The organism is Halomonas heilongjiangensis (genome assembly GCF_002879645.1).
Taxonomy (GTDB): domain Bacteria; phylum Pseudomonadota; class Gammaproteobacteria; order Pseudomonadales; family Halomonadaceae; genus Halomonas; species Halomonas heilongjiangensis.
The window spans coordinates 23,201-45,283 of record NZ_PNRE01000068.1 but is presented as its reverse complement, the minus strand read 5'-3'; the positions used below and the strand labels follow the sequence as shown (position 1 = coordinate 45,283).

The 22,083-nt window shown below is 66.0% G+C and carries 17 protein-coding genes; 10 read left to right on the top strand and 7 right to left on the bottom strand.

The features are described from left to right. Positions 1 to 86 precede the first annotated feature (86 nt). The 3 genes from C1H66_RS15545 to etfB are packed head-to-tail and all read left to right on the top strand — an operon-like array spanning position 87 to position 4,106. Positions 87 to 2,039: a (Fe-S)-binding protein gene (locus C1H66_RS15545; RefSeq protein WP_102628794.1), complete on the top strand. Its 1,953-nt coding sequence runs from the start codon at positions 87 to 89 to the stop codon at positions 2,037 to 2,039. Next, a complete protein-coding gene (etfA, locus tag C1H66_RS15540; RefSeq protein ID WP_102628793.1) occupies positions 2,039 to 3,310 on the top strand; it encodes an electron transfer flavoprotein subunit alpha in 1,272 nt (423 codons plus the stop codon). The genes C1H66_RS15545 and etfA overlap by 1 nt, the downstream gene beginning before the upstream one ends. Continuing rightward, positions 3,300 to 4,106, top strand: a complete 807-nt coding sequence (gene etfB / locus C1H66_RS15535) for an electron transfer flavoprotein subunit beta (protein ID WP_102628792.1) — start codon at positions 3,300 to 3,302, stop codon at positions 4,104 to 4,106. The genes etfA and etfB overlap by 11 nt, the downstream gene beginning before the upstream one ends. 72 nt (positions 4,107 to 4,178) lie before the next feature. Here the strand turns inward: etfB and C1H66_RS15530 are convergent, their stop codons facing one another. After that, positions 4,179 to 4,706, bottom strand: a complete 528-nt coding sequence (locus C1H66_RS15530) for an invasion associated locus B family protein (RefSeq protein ID WP_102628803.1) — start codon at positions 4,704 to 4,706, stop codon at positions 4,179 to 4,181. Between the two features lie 259 nt (positions 4,707 to 4,965). Then, the gene (locus C1H66_RS15525) at positions 4,966 to 6,543 is read right to left on the bottom strand and encodes a BCCT family transporter (RefSeq protein WP_102628791.1); all 1,578 of its coding nucleotides are present in this window, start codon (positions 6,541 to 6,543) and stop codon (positions 4,966 to 4,968) included. Between the two features lie 262 nt (positions 6,544 to 6,805). Between C1H66_RS15525 and fdhA the strand changes: the two genes are divergently transcribed. From fdhA to C1H66_RS15505, 4 genes are all read left to right on the top strand, one after another. Beyond that, positions 6,806 to 7,999, top strand: coding sequence for a formaldehyde dehydrogenase, glutathione-independent (gene fdhA, locus C1H66_RS15520; RefSeq protein WP_102628790.1), 1,194 nt, complete (start codon positions 6,806 to 6,808; stop codon positions 7,997 to 7,999). 167 nt (positions 8,000 to 8,166) lie between these two features. Further along, on the top strand, positions 8,167 to 9,885 hold the full coding sequence (locus C1H66_RS15515) for an NADH-ubiquinone oxidoreductase-F iron-sulfur binding region domain-containing protein (RefSeq protein ID WP_102628789.1): 1,719 nt from the start codon (positions 8,167 to 8,169) through the stop codon (positions 9,883 to 9,885). 11 nt (positions 9,886 to 9,896) lie between these two features. Continuing rightward, complete coding sequence (fdhF, locus tag C1H66_RS15510) at positions 9,897 to 12,749, top strand: formate dehydrogenase subunit alpha (RefSeq protein WP_102628788.1); 2,853 nt, start codon at positions 9,897 to 9,899, stop codon at positions 12,747 to 12,749. A gap of 56 nt (positions 12,750 to 12,805) precedes the next feature. Next, entirely contained in the window at positions 12,806 to 13,045 is a 240-nt protein-coding gene (locus tag C1H66_RS15505) for a hypothetical protein (protein WP_102628787.1), read from the top strand. Between the two features lie 147 nt (positions 13,046 to 13,192). Here C1H66_RS15505 and C1H66_RS15500 read toward each other — a convergent pair whose 3' ends face one another. The 4 genes from C1H66_RS15500 to C1H66_RS15485 all read right to left on the bottom strand — a co-directional run bounded on the left by C1H66_RS15500 (position 13,193) and on the right by C1H66_RS15485 (position 17,202). After that, positions 13,193 to 14,497, bottom strand: coding sequence for a TRAP transporter large permease (locus tag C1H66_RS15500; protein ID WP_102628786.1), 1,305 nt, complete (start codon positions 14,495 to 14,497; stop codon positions 13,193 to 13,195). Beyond that, on the bottom strand, positions 14,497 to 15,018 hold the full coding sequence (locus C1H66_RS15495) for a TRAP transporter small permease (RefSeq protein ID WP_240618358.1): 522 nt from the start codon (positions 15,016 to 15,018) through the stop codon (positions 14,497 to 14,499). The genes C1H66_RS15500 and C1H66_RS15495 overlap by 1 nt, the downstream gene beginning before the upstream one ends. Further along, positions 15,015 to 15,929: a TRAP transporter substrate-binding protein gene (locus C1H66_RS15490; RefSeq protein ID WP_240618356.1), complete on the bottom strand. Its 915-nt coding sequence runs from the start codon at positions 15,927 to 15,929 to the stop codon at positions 15,015 to 15,017. Before C1H66_RS15490 ends, C1H66_RS15495 begins: the two co-directional genes overlap by 4 nt. Positions 15,930 to 16,200: 271 nt before the next feature. Beyond that, positions 16,201 to 17,202, bottom strand: coding sequence for a GlxA family transcriptional regulator (locus tag C1H66_RS15485; protein ID WP_240618355.1), 1,002 nt, complete (start codon positions 17,200 to 17,202; stop codon positions 16,201 to 16,203). Between the two features lie 242 nt (positions 17,203 to 17,444). Between C1H66_RS15485 and dctP the strand changes: the two genes are divergently transcribed. The 3 genes from dctP (at position 17,445) to C1H66_RS15470 (ending at position 20,323) form a co-directional block, all read left to right on the top strand. Further along, positions 17,445 to 18,467, top strand: a complete 1,023-nt coding sequence (gene dctP / locus C1H66_RS15480; RefSeq protein WP_102628784.1) for a TRAP transporter substrate-binding protein DctP — start codon at positions 17,445 to 17,447, stop codon at positions 18,465 to 18,467. Between the two features lie 63 nt (positions 18,468 to 18,530). Next, positions 18,531 to 19,037: a TRAP transporter small permease gene (locus C1H66_RS15475; protein WP_102628783.1), complete on the top strand. Its 507-nt coding sequence runs from the start codon at positions 18,531 to 18,533 to the stop codon at positions 19,035 to 19,037. After that, positions 19,037 to 20,323 (top strand): TRAP transporter large permease, encoded by a 1,287-nt coding sequence (locus tag C1H66_RS15470; protein WP_102628782.1) that lies wholly within the window; start codon positions 19,037 to 19,039, stop codon positions 20,321 to 20,323. The genes C1H66_RS15475 and C1H66_RS15470 overlap by 1 nt, the downstream gene beginning before the upstream one ends. Before the next feature lie 366 nt (positions 20,324 to 20,689). On the opposite strand, the gene C1H66_RS15465 is transcribed toward C1H66_RS15470, so the two are convergent. Further along, positions 20,690 to 21,976 (bottom strand): aromatic ring-hydroxylating oxygenase subunit alpha, encoded by a 1,287-nt coding sequence (locus C1H66_RS15465; protein WP_102628781.1) that lies wholly within the window; start codon positions 21,974 to 21,976, stop codon positions 20,690 to 20,692. Between the last annotated feature and the right edge of the window lie 107 nt (positions 21,977 to 22,083).

The window sequence follows — 22,083 nt, the reverse complement described above, 5'->3', positions numbered from 1 at the left end:
GAGGGGTGCACAGCGCCCTCGCAGAGGTCTGTCGCCGGAGCAGCCCCGTCGCTCAAGCTAGTTGTTCCAGACATGAGGTGAGTACCATGCTCGAGACGCTCTTGCCGATCCTGATCTTCGCCGCCTTGGGCCTGGCGGTGATCGGCGCCTGGCGGCGTGTCCGCCTGTGGCGCCAGGGGCGGCCCTCTGCCGTGCCGCTGCTCAAGGGGCTGGCGGCCATGCCGCGTCGCTACCTGGTGGATCTGCACCATGTGGTGGGGCGCGACAAGGTGATGTCCAATACCCACGTGGCCACCGCCGGTGGCTTCGTGGCCGCCGCCGTGCTGATGATCCTGGTGCATGGCTTCGGGCTGGCTCAGGGCATCCTGGGTTGGCTGCTGCTGGCGGCCAGCGCGACCATGTTCGTGGGCAGCCTGTTCGTGGCCAAGCGGCGCCGCAATCCACCGGCGCGCCTGTCCAGGGGCCCCTGGATGCGCCTGCCCAAGAGCCTGATGGCCTTCTCACTGGGTGTCTTTCTGATCACCTTGCCGACGGTGGGTGTGCTACCCGAGGACTTCGGTAGCTGGATCCTGGCGTTGGTACTGGCCGCGGTGGTGGTCTGGGGGCTGGGCGAGATGGTCTTCGGCATGACCTGGGGCGGGCCCATGAAGCACGCCTTCGCCGGCGCCCTGCACCTGGCCTTCCACCGCCGCGCCGAGCGCTTCGGTGGTGGCCGCTCCACCGGCCTCAAGGCGCTGAACCTGGACGATCCCGACGCCAAGCTGGGGGTCGAGACGCCCAGCGACTTCACCTGGAACCAACTGCTGGGCTTCGATGCCTGCGTGCAGTGCGGGCGCTGCGAGGCGGTCTGCCCGGCATTCGCCGCCGGTCAGCCGCTCAATCCCAAGAAGCTGATCCAGGACATGGTGGTGGGCCTGGCGGGCGGCAGCGATGCGGCCTATGCCGGCAGTCCCTATCCCGGGAAACCCGTCGGCGAGCATCACGGGAGTCCTCAGGGCCCCATCGTGGCGCGTGAGGGCAAGGCGCTGGTGGACGCCGAGACCCTGTGGTCCTGCACCACCTGCCGCGCCTGCGTGGAGGAGTGCCCGATGATGATCGAGCACGTCGATGCCATCGTCGATATGCGCCGCCACCTGACCCTGGAGCACGGCAACACCCCCAACAAGGGCGCCGAGGTGCTCGACAACCTGATCGCCACCGACAACCCCGGCGGCTTCGATCCCGGCTCACGGCTGCACTGGGCGGCGGACCTCAACCTGCCGTTGATGGCCGACGTCAAGCAGGCCGAGGTGCTGCTGTGGCTGGGCGATGGCGCCTTCGATATGCGTAATCAACGGACGCTCAGGTCCTTGGTGAAGGTACTGCGAGCCGCCGAGGTGGAGTTCGCGGTGCTGGGCACCGAGGAGCGCGACAGCGGCGACGTGGCACGTCGCCTGGGCGACGAGGCGACCTTCCAGTCCCTGGCCAAGCGCAACATCGCCACCCTGGCCAGGTACCGCTTCCAGCGCATCGTCACCTGCGACCCGCACAGCTTCCATGTGCTGGGCAACGAGTACGGCGAGCTGGGCGGCCAGTACGAGGTGCGTCACCACAGCACCTTTATCGCCGAGCTGTACGACGCCGGCCGGCTGGCCTTCGCGCCCTGGAAGGGCGGCAGCGTCACCTATCACGACCCCTGCTACCTGGGCCGCTACAACGGCGAGTATGAGGCGCCGCGCAACGTGCTCAAGGCGCTGGGCATCGAGGTCAAGGAGATGGAACGCTCCGGCTTCCGCTCGCGTTGCTGCGGCGGCGGTGGTGGCGCCCCCATCACCGATATTCCCGGCGAGCGGCGGATTCCCGATATGCGCATGAACGACGTGCGCGAGACCGGGGCCGAGCTGGTGGCGGTGGGCTGTCCCCAGTGCACCGCCATGCTGGAGGGCGTGGTGGATGCCAGCGCCGAGGTGCGTGATATCGCCGAGCTGGTGGCCGACGCCCTGGTGGCGCGTCCCGCCGCCGGTGCGACCCACCGGCCCCAGGCCGAGGAGGTGATCTGATGAGCGAGATTCGTCGCCGCGATCCACGTCGCGAGTGGATCGCCCGTAACCGCCTGCATCCCGAGCACCTCAGCGTGCTCGCCGAGCAGGGTGGCGGGGCCGCCAGCGAGTGGCTGGGGCCCAACGGGGTGATTCGCAAGAATCCCCACGCCATCGGCTTTATCGGCCCCAATGGCGTCAAGCGTATCGACCGCAGCGGTGCCCAGCAGGGCGGTCAGGCCGCGGCCGCCGGCACCCGTGCCGCCCAGGATAGCCGTCGCAACGTCATCATCGAGACCCCGGCCTTCCTGGTGGCGGTGGTGCCGGAACTCTCCGGCGGGCGCCTCTCCGGTCATGACAAGGACCTGCTGGGCCTGGCCCGGCGCCTGGCCGATGCCGACCCGGAGCACCCCGGTGCCGTGCTGGCCGTGGTGTTCGGCGAGCACAAGGAGGACGCCTTCGGCGAGGCGGGCATCGACCGGCTGCTGCACCTCGACGACGACGCCTACGTCGGCTTCGCCCCCGAGGCGCGCCTGGCGGCGCTCTCCGCCGTGGAGCGGGAGCTGGCGCCGCGTCACTGGCTGTTGCCCGACTCGCCCCTGGGTGGGGCCGACCTGGGGCGGCGCCTGGCGCTGCGCCTGGGCGAGCGGCCCGCCACCGGCGTCTGGCAGATCGAGGCCGATGGCGAGGCGCCGCTGGGCTGGCGCTGTACCGCCCGCGGCGCGGCGGAGAGCCTGGATATCCAGCGGCCCCTGCCGCGGGTCGCCCTGGCCTTGGCCGAATGCGCCGAGCCGGTGGACGAGACCCGTCACGCCGCCGAGCCCCTGAGCCTGGCGGAGGCGATTCCCAGCGCCCTGTCGCGGATCGAGGACCTGGGCCAGGTGGCGGTGGATCCCGCCGGGGTGGCCCTGGCCGAGGCGGAGTTCATCGTCTCCGGCGGCAACGGCGTCAAGGATTGGGACGGCTTCCACCACGCCGCCAAGGTGCTGGGGGCCACCGAAGGGGCCTCCCGGGTCGCCGTGGACGACGGCTTCATGGCACGGGACCGTCAGGTGGGGGCCACCGGCACCTGGGTCACCGCTCGGGTCTATCTGGCGGTGGGTATCTCGGGGGCCATCCAGCACCTGCAGGGCATTCAGAGCTGCGACAAGGTGGTGACCATCAACCTCGACCCCGGGTGCGACATGATCAAGCGCGCCGACCTGGCGGTGATCGGTGATAGCGCCGAGATCCTCGCCGCCCTGGTGGCCAAGGTGGAACAGCAGCGAGGAGGGCAGCGCGATGCGGCCTGAGCAGCAGGGAGTCGAGGTGGCGGTACTGGTCTCGGTGGGCCGCCACCCTATCACCGGGCGTGCCCGTCGGGCCGATCAGGATGCCCGGGGGCTGGAACTGGCCCTGGGCCTGGAACGTCAGCTGTCCGGCAGCCGGGTGAGCCTGCTGCATGCCGGCCCGCGCGGCGAGGAGAGCGAAGCGGCGCTGCGCGGCTACCTGGGCATGGGGCTGGAGAGTCTGACCCTGCTGGAGCAGGCCGAGGGCAGCGATGCCATCCCGGCCCTGGCCGAGCACCTGGCCGCGGCACCGCCACAGCTGGTGATCACCGGGGCCCGGGCGGAGCGCGGCGAGGGCTCGGGGCTGCTGCCCTATGCCCTGGCCGAGCGCCTGGGCTGGCCGCTGGTCAACGGGCTGGCCGCGGTGGAGAAGGTCGAGAACGGCGTGGCGACGGTGCTGCAGGCCCTGCCGAGAGGCCAGCGGCGGCGCCTCAAGGTGCGCCTGCCGGCCATCCTCAGCGTGGATGGGGCGGCGCCGGCGGCGCGTCAGAGCGCCTTCGGCCCGGCCCGTCGGGCCGAGCTCGAGGCCACTTCGGTGGCCGCTGAACCCGACCAGGAACTGGCCCAGTGGCAGCTGGCTCCGGCCCGCAAGCGGCCCAAGCGCCTGAAGATCGTCAAGGCCGCCTCGGCCCGGGAGCGCTTCAAGGCCGCCGCCGCCAAGGCGGAGGGCGGCAGCGGCCAGGTGCTCACCGATGTGACACCGGAGCAGGGCGCCGAGGCGATCCTCAAGCTGCTCGAGGAGGAGGGGGTGTTGCGCTAGTCGCGACTCGGCATGCCAAACGACGACAGCCCCGGCCACCGTGCCGGGGCTGTCGCATGATGGGCACCGCCTTCAGCGAGCGATACGGCCCTGGGCGTCGGTGAAGCCCATCAGGGAGATGTCCAGGTCCATGCGGTCGCCCCGGGGGTCGATCAGGCTCAGCGTGGCCGTGCTGCCGCTGCGCAATGCCTGCAGCAGGGCCGGCTCGACGGGGAGGTCGGCACGGCAGCCCTGCTGCAGGCAGGCCTGGTAGGGGAACTGGGCCGGCTCGACGCCGTCCACGCTCAGTTGCAGGCCCGAGGCGAGATGCACGCCCAGCGGTAGCAGGAAGGTCATCGCCGGGCCATCGAGCTGCGGTGGATATGTCACGACCACCTGCATCAGGGGCTGGTCGCCCTCCGGGTGGTTGACCACCTGGTACATCGTGCAGTTGCCGCCGCCTTCGCTCGGGCAGACCACCTCCCAGTCACGGAACTGCTCGGTGGTGACATCGGCGTCGGCGCCCCCCGGCGGGGTTTGCTGGGCGAAGGCATGGGGCGCCAGGGCCAGCAGCGACAACAGGCCGGCCAGGCACAGGAATCGGGTGGAGCGGTTCGACATCGGTGGTATCTCCTCGGCCTCGATGGCCATGAACTCTCGATCGGGTCGTCTCTCCGTGGCGTCTTCGACGGGCGAATGGGCGTTCGACGACTAGCCAGAAGGGAGAGCACTACGATGCCCGCTTGTCTCCTCGAGGTCGAGTCCCAGAGAGCTTCACGATGGGGGCTCCCGTCGGGTGGGGCCGACACGCAGCGGCCCCGGCAATGCCGGGGCCGCTTCACGTCAGGCTGAGTCGTCGGTGCCAGGAGGACGTTCGAACTCAGTCGTTTACCCTGGCCATCACCGTGCCGCGCTGCTCCTCCATCAGGCCCTTGACCAGGCTGAAGGCCATCACCAGCAGGATCAGGGTGAAGGGCAGGCCAGTGGCCACGGCCCCTGCCTGCAGAGCGCCCAGCGCGGTGCTGCCGCCGCCGTAGAGCAGGATGCCGGCGATCACTCCCTCCAGGGTGGCCCAGAAGACACGCTGGCCGCGGGGCGCATCGGTCTTGCCGCCGGCGGTGATGTTGTCGATCACCAACGAGCCGGAGTCCGAGGAGGTGATGAAGAAGATCAGCACCAGCAGGATCGCCAGGCTGGAGGTCAGGGTGGTCAGCGGCAGGTGCTCGAGCATCTGGAACATCGCCAGGGAGACGTCGCTGATGCCGTTGGCCAGCTCGCCGACGCCGGCGGCGGACTGGGACAGGGCGGTACCGCCGAAGGCGCTCATCCAGACGATGGTGACCAGGGTCGGTACCACCAGCACGGCGGTCAGGAACTCGCGCACCGTGCGCCCCCGCGAGACCCGGGCGATGAACATGCCGACGAAGGGCGACCAGGAGATCCACCAGGCCCAGTAGAACACCGTCCAGCCGTGGTACCAGGTGGAGTCGTCGCGACCGACCCAGTTGGAGAGCGGCACGATATGGCTGACATAGGCCAGGGTGGTGTTCCACAGCCCGTTGAGGAACAGCAGGGTGGAACCGGTGATGACCACGAAGACGAGCAGGGCGAGGGCGATCACCATGTTGATGTTGGAGAACAGCTTCACCCCACCGTCGATACCCCGCCACACCGAGAACAGCGCGACCACGGTGACGCCGACGATGATGGCGATCTGGGTGCCGATGGTGTTGGGGACATCGAACAGGTAGTTGAGCCCGCCCGCGGCCTGGGAGGCGCCGAAGCCCAGCGAGGTGGCGAGACCGAAGATGGTCGCCAGCACCGCGACGATGTCGATGATATGGCCGAACCAGCCCCGCACCCGCTCGCCGAGGATCGGCGTGAAGGCCGAACGCAGGGTCAGCGGCAGGCCGCGGTTGTAGGCGAAGAAGGCCAGCGACAGGCCGACCACGCCGTAGATCGCCCAGGGGTGCAGGCCCCAGTGGAACATGGTGGCGCCCATGGCCGCACTGGCCCCGGCCGGGGTGTGTGCCTCGGCATTGAGCGGGGTACCGTACCAGTCGGTGTAGTAGGCCACCGGCTCGGCCACGCTCCAGAACATCAGGCCGATGCCCATGCCCGCCGCGAACAGCATGGCGAACCAGGAGGTGGTCGAGTACTCCGGCCGGGCCCCGTCGCCGCCGAGGCGAATCCGGCCCACCGGCATCACGATCAGTGCGATGCACAGCAGCACGAAGAGGTTGCCGGCGATCATGAACAGCCAGTCGAAGTGCTCGATGGACCAGCCACGGGCCGTGGTCAGCTGGGTATTGGCGGCATCGGGATAGATCAGCGCATAGAGAATGAAGGCCAGGATGGCCAGCGCCGAGAGAGGAAAGACGGGGTGGTGGAAATCCAGCCCCATGATCTGGGTATTGTCCTGTCCGGGGGACAGGATCGGGTCGTCATCGCTCGTCATAGGGGGTCCTCGAGTGTTGTTGTTGGTCCCGGGGATGTTCCGGCATCCCCGGGCCTGCGCATTGTTGGGCCTGCCGGGGAAGGGGTGTGTCGTGAAAACGACCTCCGGCTATCCACCCGCACACGCGATTAATCATGCTGAAGAGGATGTCGCGATCGCGCATGGGGATGACTCATCGGGGAACAATCCCGGTGAGTAGAGCCGGTAAAATCCCTGAGTGGCGTTTGCGCCGCTCCCGACAACAAGACAGAGGAAGCCAGCCATGAGTGCAGCCAACCGCGGAGTCGTCTACAAGGGTCCTGGTAGCGTCGCCGTCGAATCCATCCCCTATCCGGAACTTGCCATCGGCAATCGCAAGTGCGACCACGGCGTGATCCTGAAGGTCGTCACCACCAACATCTGTGGCAGCGACCAGCATATGGTGCGCGGCCGCACCACCGCACCGTCCGGCCTGGTGCTGGGTCACGAGATCACCGGCCTGGTGGTCGAGTGCGGCCGCGACGTCGAATTCATCCAGCCGGGCGACCTGGTCTCGGTGCCGTTCAACATCGCCTGCGGGCGCTGCCGCAACTGCAAGGAAGGCAAGACCGGCATCTGCCTCAACGTCAATCCGGCGCGTCCCGGCGCCGCCTACGGCTATGTGGACATGGGTGGCTGGGTCGGTGGTCAGACTGAGTACGTCATGGTGCCCTATGCCGACTTCAACCTGCTGAAGTTCCCGGACGCCGACCAGGCGATGGAGAAGATCAAGGACCTGACCCTGCTCTCCGATATCTTCCCCACCGGCTTCCACGGCTGTGTCACCGCCGGGGTCGGCCCGGGCAGCACCGTCTATATCGCCGGTGCCGGCCCGGTGGGCCTGGCCGCGGCGGTCTCCGCCCAGCTGCTGGGGGCGGCCTGCGTGATCGTCGGCGACATGATCGAGGATCGCCTGGCCCAGGCCCGCAGCTTCGGTTGCGAGACCATCGACCTGACCCAGGACGGCGATATCGCCGACAAGCTCGAGGTCATCCTCGGCGAGCGTGAGGTCGACGCCTTCGTCGACTGCGTCGGCTTCGAGGCCCACGCCTGCGGCTGCAACCACGGCAAGGAGGCGCCCGCCACCGTGCTCAACTCGGCCATGTCACTGACCCGCGCCGGTGGCCAGATCGGCATCCCCGGCCTCTACGTGACCGAAGACCCGGGTGCGGCCGACGACGCCGCCAAGCAGGGCGCGCTGAGCATGCGCTTCGGCCTCGGCTGGGCCAAGTCCCACAGCTTCCACACCGGCCAGTGCCCGGTGATGAAGTACCACCGCCCGCTGATGCAGGCGATCCTGTTCGGCAAGGTCAAGATCGCCGATGCGGTCAACGTCCAGATGATCACCCTGGATCAGGCGCCCCAGGGCTACGCCGACTTCGACGGCGGCGCCGCCAAGAAATTCGTTATCGACCCCCACGGCAGCGTCGCTGCCTGACCTGTCCGACCGTAGGTGAGCGGCCCCGGCAGGATGCCGGGGCCATTCCCGAAACGACCTCTGCATGTCCGGGGGCTGCCTTCCGGGCCGGCCGGGCATTGCCCCTGCCCGAAGCCGGTGCGAACATGCAAGACAGGTAAGCGCCAACCGAGAACAACGAGCCCCTCATGACCGTCGAGACCGTCACCCCCAAGCGCCGTTTCCGCGGCAGGCCCCGTGGCCGTGATCTGCCCCCCGTCGCCCTGGCGTCCCTGCGCCAACTGCTCGGTGACGAACGCAAGGATGCCGACCTGCGCCGCCGCGACCTGCTGATCGAACACCTGCACGCCATCCAGGATGCCCATGGTCACCTGTCGCTGGTGAACCTGCGGGCGCTGGCCGCTTACATGAACCTGCCGATGGCCGCGGTCTACGAGACCGCCACCTTCTATGCTCACTTCGACGTGGTCCACGACGACCAGACGCCGCCGCCGGAGACGACGATCCGCGTCTGCGACTCGCTCTCCTGCCAGCTCGCCGGTGCCGCCACCCTCGAGGCCGAGCTCAAGGCGGGCGTCGACCCGGCCCGGGTGCGGGTGGTGCGCGCCCCCTGCATGGGGCGCTGCGAGACGGCACCGGTGGTCGAGGTGGGGCACCACCACGTGCTGTTCGCCACCCGCGAGGGCGTCGAATCGGTGGTCGATACCGGTCACTTCCACCCCGAGGCGATCCTCTGGCAACGCCTCGGCGACTACCGCGAAGCGGGGGGCTACCGGCTGCTCGCCGACTGCCGCGCCGGCAAGGTGACGGTGGAGGCACTGATGCAGTCCCTCGAGACCGCCAACCTGCGTGGCCTCGGCGGCGCCGGTTTCCCCACCTTCAAGAAGTGGCACTTCGTACGCCAGGAGCCGGGCCCGCGTTATTGCGCGATCAACGCCGACGAGGGCGAGCCCGGCACCTTCAAGGACCGCTACTACCTGGAGCGCTCGCCGCACCGCTTCCTCGAGGGGGCGCTGGTCAGCGCCTGGGCGGTGGAGGCCGAGGCGCTCTACATCTACCTGCGCGACGAGTACCCCGGTCTGCACCGGGTGCTTCACGAGGCGATCGACGAGCTCGAGGCCGCCGGCCTGGTGCCGCCGGGCTACATCGTGCTGCGCCGCGGCGCCGGTGCCTACATCTGCGGCGAGGAGTCGGCGATGATCGAGTCGCTGGAGGGCAAGCCCGGCAAGCCGCGCCACCGTCCGCCTTTCGTCGCCCAGAAAGGGCTCTTCGACCGCCCGACCCTGGTCAACAACGTCGAGACCGTCTACTGGATCCCGCTGATCTGGGAAAAAGGCGCCGACTGGTTCGCCGGCCACGGCCGTCATGGCCGCAAGGGGCTCAGGAGCTTCTCGGTCTCCGGCCGGGTCAGGCGTCCGGGCGTGCACCTGGCGCCCGCCGGTATCACCCTCAACGAGCTGATCGAGGAGTACTGCGGTGGCATGGCCGAGGGGCATCGACTCGCCGGTTACCTGCCCGGCGGCGCCTCCGGGGGGATACTCCCGGCGAGCAAGGCCGATATCCCGCTGGACTTCGACACCCTGCAGGAGGCGGGCTGCTTCATCGGCTCGGCGGCCGTCATCGTCTTGTCCGACCGGGACGACCTCAGGGCGGTGGCCACCAACCTGCTGGCCTTTTTCGCCGACGAATCGTGCGGCCAGTGCACGCCGTGCCGGGTCGGTACCGAGAAGATGCTGACCCTGCTCGAGCGCGACGAGTGGCGGGTCGACGAGCTCGAGCGCTTGTCGCAGGTGATGATGGATGCCTCCATCTGCGGCCTGGGCCAGGCGGCGCCCAATCCGGTGCTGGGGCTGCTGCGGGACTTCCGCGGTGAACTCTCCGGCCAGAACGTGATCGTGAAAGGGTAGGGAGACTGACGATGGCACAAGAGACCTTTACCCTGACCCTGGATGGCGCCGAGGTGAGCGCTCACCCCGGCGAGACCCTGTGGCAGGTGGCCAAGCGCGCCGGCGAGACCATTCCCCATCTCTGCTTCAAGGATGCCCCCGGCTACCGCGCCGACGGCAACTGCCGCGCCTGCATGGTGGAGATCGAGGGCGAGCGCGTGCTGGCGGCGAGCTGCCTGCGCGAGGCGACCCCCGGCATGGTGGTCAGGAGCGCCACCTCGGAGCGGGCGCGGGTGTCCCGCGAAGGCGTGATGGAGCTGCTGATCGCCGACCAGCCCGAGCGCGACGCTGGCCCCGACCGCTCGAGCCACTTCTGGGCCATGGCCGATCAACTGGCCATCGACGCCACCGCGGTGCGCGAGCGGCTGCCGGCGCGGGCCGAGCGAGAGGCACCCACGGTGCATCATGTCGCCGAGCGGGCGGCCTCTCTCCCCCATGCCCACGGCCATGACATCAGCCATTCGGCGATGAACGTCAATCTCGATGCCTGCATCGAGTGCAACCTCTGCGTTCGCGCCTGCCGCGAAGTGCAGGGCAACGACGTCATCGGCCTGGCCCATCGCGGGGCGGCCTCGAAGATCGTCTTCGACTTCGACGATGCCATGGGCGATAGCACCTGCGTGGCCTGCGGCGAGTGCGTCCAGGCCTGTCCCACCGGGGCGCTGATGCCGGCGACCCTGATCGACGCCGCGGGTCGCGGCGACTCCAAGGCGGCCGACCGCACCGTCGACTCGGTCTGTCCCTACTGCGGGGTGGGCTGCCAGCTCACCTACCACATCAAGGACGAGAAGATCCTGTTCGTCGAGGGGCGCGACGGGCCGTCGAACCAGAACCGGTTATGCGTCAAGGGGCGCTTCGGCTTCGACTACCCCAACCATCCCTCGCGGCTCACCAGGCCGCTGATCCGCAGGCCGGGGGTGCCCAAGGGGCTCGACCCCGACTTCGACCCGCTCGCGCCGCTGACCCATTTCCGCGAGGCGAGCTGGGAGGAGGCACTGGATGTCGCCGCCAAGGGGCTCGTCGACCTCAAGGCGGCCCATGGGCCCGATGCACTGGCCGGCTTCGGCAGCGCCAAGTGCTCCAACGAGGAGGCCTGGCTGTTCCAGAAGCTGGTGCGCACCGGCTTCGGCTCCAACCATGTCGACCACTGCACCCGGCTCTGTCACGCCAGCTCGGTGGCGGCGCTGATGGAATGCATCGGCTCGGGGGCGGTGACGGCCTCCTTCATGCAGGCACTGCAGTCCGACGTGGTGATCCTCACCGGCTGCAACCCGGCGATCAACCACCCGGTGGCGGCCACCTACTTCAAGCAGGCGGCGAGAAGCGGCACCAAGCTGATCATCCTCGATCCCCGCGGCCAGGCGCTGGACGCCTATGCCCACCGCAGCGTGCGCTTCACCCCCGGCGGCGACGTCTCGCTCTACAACGCCATGCTCAACGTGATCGTCAGCGAGGAGCTCTACGATCAGGACTACATCGACGCCCACACCGAGGGCTTCGAGGCGCTCAAGGCCCATGTGCGCGACCTGACCCCCGAGGCCATGTCGCCCGCCTGCGGCGTCGCGCCGGCGCTGATTCGCGAGATCGCCCGGCTCTACGCCACCGCCGACAAGGCGATGATCTTCTGGGGCATGGGCATCTCCCAGCACGTGCACGGCACCGACAACGCGCGCTGCCTGATCTCGCTGGCGCTGGCCTGCGGCCAGACCGGCCGCCCCGGCACCGGCCTGCACCCGCTGCGTGGCCAGAACAACGTCCAGGGGGCCTCGGACGCCGGCCTGATCCCCATGGTGCTGCCCGACTACCAGCCGGTGACCGACGCCCAGGTGCGTGCCGCCTTCGAGGAGCTGTGGAACACACCGCTCGACGCGACGCCGGGGCTCACCGTGGTGGAGATCATGGATGCCATTGCGGCGGGGACCATCAAGGGGATGTACATCCAGGGCGAGAATCCGGCGATGTCCGACCCGGACCTCGACCATGCCCGGGCGGCCCTGGCCAAGCTCGAGCACCTGGTGGTGCAGGACCTGTTCGTCACCGAGACCGCGCAGTTCGCCGACGTGATCCTGCCGGCCTCGGCGTGGCCGGAGAAGGATGGCAGCGTCACCAACACCAACCGCCAGGTGCAGCTGGGCCGTGCCGCCGTGCCGTTGCCCGGTGAGGCGAAGCCCGACTGGTGGATCATCCAGGAGATCGCCAACCGCTTCGGCCTGGGCTGGCACTACGCCCATCCCCGCGAGGTGTTCGCCGAGATGAAGCAGGGCATGGCGTCGCTCGACCACATCAGCTGGGAGCGCCTGGAACGGGAGAGTTCGGTGACCTATCCCTGTCCGGCCGACGACGCGCCTGGTGCGGACGTGGTGTTCAGCGACGCCTTTCCCACCGGGAGCGGGCGGGCGAAGTTTGCCCCGACCCGGCCGCTGCCGCCGGACGAGCCCATCGATGGCGACTACCCCACGGTGCTGACCACCGGGCGCCAGTTGGAGCACTGGCACACCGGCTCCATGACCCGCCGCGCCCGGGTGCTCGACGACCTCGAGCCCGAGGCGGTGGCGAGCCTGGCGCCGGCGGAGCTGGTGCGCCTGCGCATGGCGCCGGGCGAGCCGATCACCATCACCACCCGGCGCGGCGCCATCACCCTGAAGGCACGGGTCGATCCGCTGATGCCGGAGGGTCTGGTGTTCGTGCCCTTCTGCTACGTGGAGGCGGCGGCCAACATCCTGACCAACCCGGCGCTGGATCCCGACGGCAAGATCCCGGAGTTCAAGTACGCCGCCTGCCGCCTGAGTCGCGCGAAAACGCCGGCGCTGGTGGAGAGCGAATGAGGAGGCCGCGCCATGTCACGCAGACGGCCACGACTGAGCACTAGGAGGGTAGCCCCATGATGATCGTCGACCTGATCGATGGCGATGATTTCCGTGATCGCCTGGTGGCGCTCGGCATCCGTATCCCCGAGGGGGCCAGTCCGGAAACCTGCGCCCGCATGGCGCTGCTCAAGCATGCCGAGGTGGGCGTGCCCGGGTTGCAGGAGCTGGTGCAGGAGCTCGGTGGGCAGATCGATATCATGCTGCCCTCGGTGCGGGCGGCGCTGGAGCGGTTCCTGTTGCCCGCCCTGCGCTAGCGAGGTCGAATCTGTGCACTGGGACGCCCCCGGCTCGAGAGAGCCGGGGGCTACCATGGAACGGCGAGAACCCGGTGGCTGGAGTTTCCTGCTGCCGGGTTCATGCGTTTGGGAGACTCTTGGCTTGCCCGATGGAGGTGGCTTGTCTTAGCCCGCAAGCTGCTGGGGTAGCCACAGTACGATACTCGGCCACAGGCTGATCATCGCGGCGGCCAGGCACATCAACAGGAAGAAGGGAAAGGCGGCCCAGGCGATACGGCCGATGCTTTCGCCGGTCATGCCCTGCAGCACGAAGAGGTTGAAGCCCACCGGTGGGGTGATCTGCCCCAGTTCCACCATGATCACCAGAAAAACGCCGAACCAGAGCGGATCAAAGCCGGCCAGGACCACGATGGGCAGGGTGATGGGCAGGCTCATGACGGTGATCGAGATGCCGTCGAGGAACAGCCCCAGTACGATATAGAACACCGCCAATGCCAACAGCAGGACCAGGGGTGTGAACTGCTGGGCGGCGATCCAGGCGGCCAGCTCCTTTGGCAGATGCAGGTAGCCCATGGCCGTGGACAGCAGCATGGCGGTCACCAGCAGGCTGCAGACCATGGTGGCGCTGATCAGGGTGCCCTTGAGAGCGTCGATCAGTAGCGCGACGCTGAGCTGGCGCTCCAGTGCGAGCAGCCCCAGGGTGGCGGCGACACCTACGGCGGCGGCTTCGGAGGGGGTGGCGATTCCCGAATAGATCGACCCCATGACGATGGTGATGAGCACGGCCACCGGGGCCAGCAGCGGTAGCGCTTGCCAAAGGCCGATACCGCCTGTTGACTGGCGAGGCGCGAGCCGCGGCTGCGTCATGCTGCGCAGGATGATGAAGCCGCTATACAGCGCGGCGATCAGCAGGCCTGGCAGCACGCCGGCCATGAACAGCTTGCTGATCGAGACCTCGGCCTGCACGCCGTAGACGATCATCACGATGGAAGGCGGAATCAACAACCCCAGGCTGCCAGCCCCGGCGAGCGAGCCGATCGACAGGTTGCGGTCGTAGCCACGGCCGGCCAGTTCCCGGGTGGTGATCTTGCCGATGGTGGCCGTGGTGGCGGCGCTGGAGCCACTGACCGCGGCGAATAGCGCGCAGCCGAAGACATTGGTGTGCAGGATGCCGCCGGGGAAGGGGCGGGTGAGAGGCGTCAGTCCCTTGAACAGCCGTTCGGAGACGTTGGAGCGGAAGATCAGCTCGCCCATCAGGATAAACAGCGGTATGGCAGACAGTTCCCAGCTGTTACCCGCACGGTACAGGATTCGCGAAAAGATCAGGCCGATTCGGTCGAGGTCGAAATCTCCCAGCCACCACAGCGAACTCATCGCCACGACCACCAAGGCGGCGAAGACCCAGGTGCCCATCGCCAGTACCGTCAATAGCAGCGCTGCGACCCCAGCGGCAATCCATACCATGTCCATTACGATTCCTCAGCAGCTTGTATCGGGTAGGTCGCGTGTGAGCGCTGGGTCAGCAGTTTCAGGCTGCGGACCACCAGTGTCAGGCACAGCAGCCACAGGCCAATCAGGACGGCGCCTTCGGGTAGCCATAGCGGGGTTTCGGCCAGGGTGTCGCTGGTAATGCCGCGCTGAAAGCTGCGCACCACGTTGAGACACCAGAAGTAAGACAACCAGCCGAAGGCTGCCAGAGTGCTGGCGGCGATCACCAACTCCAGCGGCCAGTGCCACCGGGACGGCAGCCGGTCGAGGACCAGGGCGACCCGGATCAGCCCGCCCCTTTCCAGGACATAAGGCAGGCCGAGGAAGGTCATGGCGGCGACCGCATAGCCGATGTACTCATCGAGGATGAAGGTAGAGTATCCGAACAGACGCAAGGCGATTTCGAGGATGATATGCACGAACATGTACAGGATCAGTGCGATGGCGATGCCTGCCGCGAGGCGATTCAAGCCTCGCGACAGCGTGGTCAGCCAGCCGATCACGGTGTGTTGCCGTTATGGAAGGAGTCGAAGATGGTCTTGCCGCGCTCGCCGATGGCTTCCTGCCAGCCGCTGATGACCGGTGCGGCGGCGTCGGCCAGCACTTGCTGGAAGTCGGCGGGAACCGGATCGTGAATCGTAATGCCGTGCTCCTCGAGCGTGGCATAGTTGGTCTGGGTACGCTCGCGAACGGCCTGCCAGTTGTGCTCATCGGTCCGCAGGGCGGCTTCGCGAATGGCGTCTTGTTGCGCCGGCGACAGGGCGTCGAAGGCATCGCGGTTCATGTGCACCATGTTGAGGGGAATGGCGTACTGGATGCCGCTGAAGTGATCCTGGTGTTCCCAGAAGCTGCCGTTGGCACCGGCTTCGGCCGATGTCAACACCGCCTCGATGCCGCCGGTGGCCAGTTGCGGCACTACATCGGCCCAGGACAGGCTCACCGGTGACGCCCCAGCATTGCGCAGGGTTTCGGTGCCGCTGCGATCGAAGGTGCGGATTTTCAGCTGCTCGAGTGACTCGCTGGAGGTCACGGCGTCTTGTGACCAGATGCCACTGGCCGGCCAGGGAGAAGCATAGAGCAGGATCTGGTCATTGTCTTCGAAGACTGCGTCGTAATGGGGACGTGCGATTTCGTACAGCTGGTGGGCCTGATCGACGCTATCAACCAGGAACGGCAGCGAAGACAGCAGGAAAATGGGGTCAATGCCGCTCATGGTGCCGGAGAGGGTGTCGGCGATCTGAATGGCATTGTCGGCTACCGCATAGAAGTGGTCGCCCGACTTGAACCCCAGGGCGCCACCAGTGTGCAGCGTGATATCGACTTCGCCGTCGGTGAGCTCCCTGACCTGTTCGATAAAGTAGGCATCGCCCTGGGCATGGATGGAGTTGGCATTGTATTCGTTGGAGAAATCCATACGCGTGGCCGCCTGGGTTGGGGCTGCGATGCCGATACATAGTGCAAGGCCTAGCCCTGGGCGGAAGAGTCTGTAACGCAGGTGATGAAACATGGCGGCGGGACGAAAAAAGGACATCGAGGGTACTCCGTTTATTGTTGGTCAATGCAAAACTCGTCCATTCCCACCATTGAGATGTGTGTAGTTGCGACAATTAGGGATGCATTCGCGACAGGGGTTCGGGCCGAATCGCTGCTCGAGGAGGAACGCAATACGCACGGATGAAAGTGCTTCACGGCATCTGTTGCAGAAACCCCTTGCGGAAGCGCCCGGGTGAGATATCGAACAGCTGATGGAAACAGCGCCGGAAGTGGGAGATGCTGACGAAGCCGGTGGCCACGGCGACGTCGGCGATCGACTTGTTGGTTTGCTGTAGCAACTGGCGGGCGTAGGTAAGGCGCAGCTCCAGATAGTAGCGTGATGGGCTGGCGTCGAGATGGTGGCAGAACAGCCGCTCGAGCTGGCGCCTGGAGATGCCGGCGCAGTGGGCGACCTCGATGATCGACAGTGGCTCGTCGATGTTGTGACGCATCAGCTCCAGCGCCGTCTTCAGCGGCTGCGGCAGGGTAGGGTTGCGGTCGACGCTAACCACCGAGACATCGATGACATCGATCATCTTGTCGCAGCTCAGCACCTCCTCGATGGCGTTGGCAAAGGGCTTGCCGCAGTCGGCCCTCACTACCGCCAGCATCATGTCCAGGGAGCTGCTGGCGCCGGCGCAACTGATGCGATCCCGATCCAGCACATGGCTGTGGTTGGAAATGCTGACCTTCGGAAAGTCCTCGCTCATCATCGCCCGGCCATCCGGATGATAGGCGCATTCGTAGCCATCCAGCAGGCCGGCCTCGGCAAGGAAGTAAGCACCGTTCCATAGGCCGCCGAGCATCACCCCGGCACCGTTGGCGGCCTTGAGCTTGGCGCGCATGGCTGGGTTGGTGCGCGGTTGCACGCGATAGCCACCGCACAGGATCAGGATATCCAATTGCCGCTCGTCGAGTTGCGACAGCTGGCAATCGACCGGGATCTCGATGCCCAGGTCGCTGAGCACGGTCTCGCCCTCGATGCCCACCACCAGCACCTCGTAAAGCGTGGCGGGGCGCATCAGGTTGGCGGTGACCAAGGCATCGACCGCCCCGGTGAAGGCCATCATCGAGAAGTGTTCCACCAACACGAAGGCGACGCGCTTGACCTGGGCCGACGTCGAGTCACGCAGATCGGGCTCGATATACGCCATGTTCTTATTCTTCAACAAACTCTCGAAGTGGGATCCCATGATGGAAAGTCTTCCCGATAGAGTTTAATGGCGGAGCGCCGGGGCCTAGTAAGGGAAAATCGCTACGTTGAATGAAGATACGCTTGGTTTCTTATGATTTCAACGGTGTCGCTAAGCGGCACGCAAATGTCGCAGGCGGCCCTCTGTAAGCGAAGGTTACCGATCAAGATGGCCTCACTCATCCCTCGTGAGAGCCAAAATCAATGAGAAACAACAATTTCAACAAACTGGCAAGTGCTGTAACCCTGCTGGGTCTGACCACGACAATAGGAGCGGCGCAGGCGGACTCCGTCACCCTGAACTTCCACAGCGGACTCGCGCAGTCGCGGCCGGAAGCCGAGCACATCGAAGCCTTCGCCAGCCTGGTGGAGGAGAAGTCCGGTGGCGAGCTGAAGATCGAAGTCTACCATGCCGGCGCCCTCGGCCTGAAAGAGGCCGACATCCTGCGTACCCTGCAACGTGGCATGGTCGACATGGCGCTGCTGTATGGCGAGTACTACACCCGCGACGCACCGGCGCTGGCCTCCGTCTACGCTCAGGGCGCGATCACCGCAGCGGATCAGCACCTCGACATCCTGCCGGTTATCAAGGAGATGTACGACGACGGCTTCGCCAAATGGAACATCCATACGGTGGGTGGTGTGGTGGCACCGATCTTCGACGTCGGCCTGCACTGCAAGGAGCCTGTCGATTCCCTCGAGGACCTGCAGGGCAAGAAGGTGCGCGTGTGGTCCAGGCACTTGGTCGAAACTTTCGATGCGCTGGGCATTGCGGCGCAGGTGATTCCCCAGAATGACATGTACATGGCACTGCAGACGGGTGTCGTGGATTGCGCCTATTACCTCTCTACCGTGGCCAAGACCGTCTCCCTGCATGAGGTCACGGAATATGAGTCGTATCTGCATCCCTGGGCCGCCGCGCCGTGGATATTCGGTATCAGCGAGCGGGCGCTAGGCCGACTCGACGACAATCAGCGCCAAGCCCTCGAGGAAGCGGGGCAGGAGATCTGGGCAACGACCCGAGAACTCGCCGTCGACCCTGAGCGCGAGGCCCTGGCGCGGGAAGAGCGAGAATCGTTGGGCATCACTGTCCTTCCGCCGTTCTCCGACGCCGACGTGGATACATTCGTCACGGCGGCATGGAGTACCTGGAAAACCATGGCTGAAAACGCCGGTGAAGATGGCATGCGTTACTACAACACCGTCACACAGGCGCTTTCCGAGTAACGCCAGGCCGGGAGTCGGCAATCCTTGCCGGCTCCCTCTTCATTTCCGGGGTGGGCGATATCGATGCTGCGAAAATTCAACCTGCTGATCGAGAAAACGGCACATGGTGCTTTTCTGCTCGGCGTATTCGGTGGCGTGGTCATGACGGGGTTGATCTTCGTCAGCACACTCATGCGTTATCTGGGCGGCCGCCCCTTGCGCTTCTCCGATGAACTGGCTGGTCTACTCTTCTTATCGCTGACCTTCCTGTGCTTGCCGTACGTGCTGGACCAAGGCCGTCACATCCGTATCGAGATTCTCCTGAAGCTCGCCCCGCCTGCTATGGCGCGGATCATGGATGTGATAGGCACCATCACGCTCGTCACGTTCTGTGTTGTCTTCGCCTATGAGGCCTGGGACTTCATGGACTTCTCGCGCTCCATCAGCTCGCGGGCCGATATCAGCGGTATCCTGCTGTGGCCATGGATGGCGATCATGCCGTTTTCCATGCTGCTGTGCATACTGGTGCAGTTTCGTCATGGCATACGCCAACCCCTCGCTGATCGGGCCTTGGAAGAGGAAGCCTTATAATGAGCTGGTTACTGCTAAGCAGCAGTCTAATCGTGCTGCTCTCCAGTGGAGCGATTCTAGGTGCCGCGCTTGGCCTGACAGGGTTGCTGTTGCTGCATTTCCTAGCCAACGGCGCCACGCCACTGGCGATCAATGCTTCCTGGAATATGCTCACCGACTTCACGCTTAGTGCTGTGCCGCTGTTCATCTTCCTCGGTGAGATCCTGCTGGCCAGCGGCGTGTCGAAGCGGGTCTATAACGGCCTGACGCCCCTTTTCGCGCGCGTTCCTGGGCAATTGCTACACACCAATATCGCCGTCTGTACCCTGTTCGGAGCCGTCAGCGGGTCGAGCACTTCCACGGCGGCGGCGATCGGCTCGGTTGGCTATCCCGAGCTAAAAGGTCGCGGCTATAACCCCAGTATGGTGGTGGGTACTCTCGCCGCGGGCGGTACACTCGGGTTGCTTATTCCGCCGAGCCTGGCGCTGATCATTTATGGCGCTACTCAGAACGTGTCCATCGGCAAGTTGTTCATCGCTGGCATGTTACCGGGACTGATGATTGCATGCGCCTTCTCGGTGTGGATCATGATCCGGTCCAATATTGGGGTGGCGGTGACTCCATTGTCGAAAGACAAGATGAACTGGGGCGAGGTGCGTCATGGCATACTGCAAATCTGGCCGCTGCCCATTCTCATCTTCTTTGTATTGGGCACTATCTACCTAGGCATTGCGACACCCACTGAGTCGGCCGCGTTAGGTGTTGTCGCCAGCATCGTGCTGGGTATGACCTGGGGCGACCTGACCCGGCAGCGCCTGTGGGAAGCGTTCAAGCATGCCTCGCTGATGTTCGCGACTATTGGCATGATCCTGATAGGTACGGTGATTCTCTCGCAAGCTGTCAGCCTGCTGGGCATTCCGCGCGCTGCCCTTGAGACGATCAGTGGCTTCGGACTAGGACCCTATGGGATCCTGATGATGATCGTCATTGTCTATATCGTGCTCGGGTGCTTCTTCGATGGTATCTCGCTATTGCTTATGACGCTGCCGATCACCTTCCCCATGGTCACTAGCCTGGGCTTCGATCCGATCTGGTTTGGCATCATCGTCACGCTGCTGATCGAGATCGGCATGATCACACCACCCGTGGGGCTCAACCTCTTTGTGCTGTCGTCGATCTCGAAAAACGAAGTCGATCTACCCTCTGCGGCGAAGGCCTCCTTGCCCTACTGGCTGATTCTGCTCGGTGCAGTGGGACTATTCACGGCCTTCCCGGGTATCATCCTGTGGATCACGGAGTGGTTGTGAGCGATGTTGTTTTACGAGACCACTACCTTCTAGAGCGCGACTCCGAAGAAGACGCGCTGCTCAAGCATGCCGAGGTGGGGGTGCCCGGTTGCAGGAGCTGGTGCAGGAGCTCGGTGGGCAGATCGATATCATGCTGCCCTCGGGGAGGGCGGCGCTGGAGCGGTTCCTCCTGCCGGCCCTGCGATAGCGGAACCGAGCCTGAAACAAGCGCCCCCGGATCGAGAGATCCGGGGGCGCTTTCTCGTTTCCCCATGGCCATGTCACGCCGGCCTGGTCATCGGCCTGAGCGCGCCGGGTCTTGCCCTGGCGGACGCCGAAACGACGAGGCCCGCTCGATGGCGGGCCCCGTTGTGTATGGCGGAAGGCTTAGCTGCGGACCACCTGCAGGCTCGGGGCGCTATTCCCCAGGTTCTCCTGCATCCGCTCGCTGTACCAGTTGATGAAGTCGATCACGCCGAACTCATAGGTCTCGGAGTAGGGACCGGGCTGGTAGGCCTTGGAGTTGATGCCGCGCTGGTTCTCCTCGGCCAGGCGACGGTCCTGGTCGTTGGTGGCGTCCCACACCCGGCGCATGGTCTCGGTGTGGTAGTCGACCCCCTCAACGGCGTCCTTGTGCACCAGCCACTTGGTGGTCACCAGGGTCTGCTGGGGGCCCAGCGGCAGCACCCGGAAGACGATGGCGTGGTCGCCCATGAAGTGGTTCCAGGAGTTGGGCAGGTGCAGGATGCGCAGCGACCCCATGTCGGGGCTTTCGAGCCGGCCCATCAGCTTGTTGCACGCCGGCTGGCCATCCATGGTCATGGAGACGATGCCGTCGAGCAGCGGCGTACGGGTCAGGCGGTTGCGCTTGCCGAAGCGCTTGAGCTGCCAGGGCACCCGCTGGTCGTCCCACTCGCTCTGCTTCTTCGCCACCAGCGCCTTGTAGGCGGGCGTGGCGCGGGGGTCGTCGGTATCATCGAACTCCTGCAGGGAGTTGAGCAGTTCCGGATGGGCGCCGTTGCAGTGGTAGCACTCGCGGTTGTTCTCGATGACCAGCTTCCAGTTGGCCTGCTCGACGATGGAGGACTCCACCGCCACCTTGACGTTGGCCATGTCGTAGGGCTCGAGGTAGTGCTCGAGGGTCTCCAGGAAGTCGTCGAGGGCCGGCGGCTGCTCGGCCAGGCTGACGAAGATGAAGCCGCCCGCCGTGCGCACGTGTACCGGCTTCAGTCCGTAGGCATTCAGATCGAAATTCTCGCCCATGTCGGTGCCGGCGAACAGCAGCCGGCCGTCGAGCTCGTAGGTCCACTGGTGATAGGGGCAGACCAGCTTGGCGACCTTGCCCTTGTCGCTGACGCACAGCCGCGAGCCGCGGTGACGGCAGACGTTGTGGAAGCCGTGCACCGCGCCGTCGTTGCCACGCACCAGGATCACCGGGTTGTCACCGATCTCCAGGGTCATGTAGTTGCCCTTGGCGGGAATCTCGCAGGTCATGCCGGCGAACAGCCACTCCTTGCCGAAGATCTCCTGCATGTCCAGGGCGAACAGGCGGGCATCGTTGTAGAAGGGCTGGGGCAGCGAGAGGTTTTGCGCGCGGCCCGCGAGCATGGCGCTGGTGGCCTGGCGCGCGGCGGCCAGGTCATCGTCCAGATGGAGGGGGGAGATCGGATCCATGGAAACACTACCTCTTGCAGGCCGCGCATGCGGCATCGGGCGGATTATCGGTGTTGTGAGAGGGATGGCGTCGTGTGATGGACCGCATACGCCAGTCGCGGTGTTGG